Source organism: Actinosynnema sp. (genome assembly GCF_052038725.1).
The window spans coordinates 1-2,023 of the sequence record NZ_JBQGCX010000185.1 but is presented as its reverse complement, the minus strand read 5'-3'; the positions used below and the strand labels follow the sequence as shown (position 1 = coordinate 2,023).

Below are 2,023 nucleotides of genomic sequence, written 5' to 3'. Positions count from 1 at the left end.
CGTCAGGCTGCTGGAGATCCTCGACCAGCTGGGCCTGCGCCCCTGGTTGGACGGACTGCCCGACGGGCTGGACAGCCGCGTCACCCCAGGCGCGCTCTCGGCCGGGCAGGCCCAGCTCCTCGCGCTGGCAAGGGTGTTCCTCAAGGACCCCGGACTGATCATCCTCGACGAGCCGTCGAGCAAGCTCGACCTGGCCACCGAGCTGGTCCTCGAACGCGCCCTGGACACCCTGCTGGCCGGGCGCACCGTCATCGTCATCGCCCACAGGCTCGACACCATCCGCCGGGCAGACCGGGTCGTGGTCCTGGACAGCGGCGAGGTGGTCGAGACCGGCCGCACGTCCGCCCTGCTCCAGGACCCCGAGTCGAGGTTGGCCGAGCTGGCCAGGATCGGGGAGGTGCTCCGATGAGCACGCAGACCGGCGGGGCTCCCGCCGACGGCGCGGCGCGGCGCGACGACGTCCCCGCGACGCTGACGTTCCTGCGCAAGCTGATCGCCTACAGCCCCGGCCGCTACGCGCTGGCCGCGCTCGGCTGGGGCGTGTTCCACCTGTGGCCGCTGCTGCCCGGCGTCCTCGGCAAGCTGCTGTTCGACGTGCTCGGGGGGAGCGCGCCCGCAGGCGTCACGGTGTGGACCGTCGTGGCGATCGTCGTCGCGGGCGGCCTGGCGCGGTGCACCGCCATCCTGGGCGCCACCGTGGCCTGGGCGGGCTGGTACCTGCGCGCCAGGGCGCTGGTGCAGCACAACATGCTCGCGCGGGTGTTCCGCAGGCCCGGCGCGCAGGCGCTGCCCGGCACCGAGGGCGAGAGCATCTCCACCGTCCGGGATGACAGCGACGCCATCGCGATGATGGGCGGCTGGGGCTTCGACATGATGTCGGCGATCATCTTCGCGGGCGGTGGCCTGGCGATCATGCTCAGCGTCGACGTCCAGATCACCCTGATCGTGATGGTGCCGCTGGTGGCGGTGCTGGTGCTGGCCCAGCTGGCGAAGGCCAGGGCCTACCGCATCCGCGAGCAGAGCCGCGAGGCCACCGCGCAGGTCACCGGCGCCATCGGCGAGATGGTGGTCGCGGTGCGGGCGATCAAGGCCTCCGACCGGCAGCGCCAGATGGTGGCCCGGCTGCGCGCGCGCAACGACGTCCGCAAGCACGCGATGATCCGCGACAAGGTGCAGAGCCTGGCCCTGGACTCGGTGTTCGCGAGCACGGCGAGCCTGGGCGCGGGGCTGACCCTGCTGGCCGCCGCGGGGCAGATGCGCAGCGGCGACTTCACCATCGGCGACTTCGTGCTGTTCTCGACCTACCTGATGCAGGTGGCCGACTACACCGGCTTCATGGGCTACCTGGTGCGCACCTACCAGCAGTCCGGGGTGTCGTTCACCAGGGCCGCGACGCTGCTGCAGGGCGCGCCACCGCTGTCGCTTGTGGACCACAACCCGCTCCACCTGAAGTCGGAGCCGCCCGCGCCGGCCGAACCGGAGGCGGCCGAACCGCTGCGCAGCCTGGAGGTCCGGTCGCTGACCCACGTGTTCCCCGGCAGCGGGCAGGGGATCCACGACGTCAGCCTGGACGTGCGCCCCGGCACGGTCACCGTCATCACCGGCGAGGTCGGGTCGGGCAAGACCACCCTGCTGCGCAGCGTCCTGGGCCTCTACGAGCCCCAGGGCGGTTCTGTCCGGTGGAACGGGGAGGAGGTGGCCGACCGCGGTGACTTCCTGCTGCCGCCCAGGGTCGCCTACACCGCGCAGAGCCCGACGCTGCTGTCCGGGTCGATCAAGGAGAACGTGCTGCTGGGCCTGCCCGACGACGGCAGGGCCGAGGAGGCGATGGCCCTGGCGGTGATGGGCCCGGACCTGGAGCGCCTCGACGAGGGTGACGCCACCGAGATCGGGGTGCGGGGCGTGCGCCTGTCCGGCGGGCAGATCCAGCGCACGGCCGCGGCGCGGATGTTCGCGCGGCGACCGGACCTGCTGGTGATGGACGACCTGTCCAGCGCGCTGGACGTGGAGACCGAGCAGGAGC

The 2,023-nt window shown here is 72.5% G+C and carries 2 protein-coding genes; both read left to right on the top strand.

Features of this window, described 5'->3' with window-relative positions; all coding sequences use genetic code 11:
• On the top strand, nucleotides 1-409 hold a 409-nt coding region (locus ACTUAL_RS03400; protein ID WP_440899237.1), incomplete at its 5' end, for an ATP-binding cassette domain-containing protein.
• A partial coding sequence (locus ACTUAL_RS03395) for an ATP-binding cassette domain-containing protein (RefSeq protein WP_440899236.1) occupies nucleotides 406-2,023 on the top strand: 1,618 nt, incomplete at its 3' end. The genes ACTUAL_RS03400 and ACTUAL_RS03395, both read left to right, overlap by 4 nt.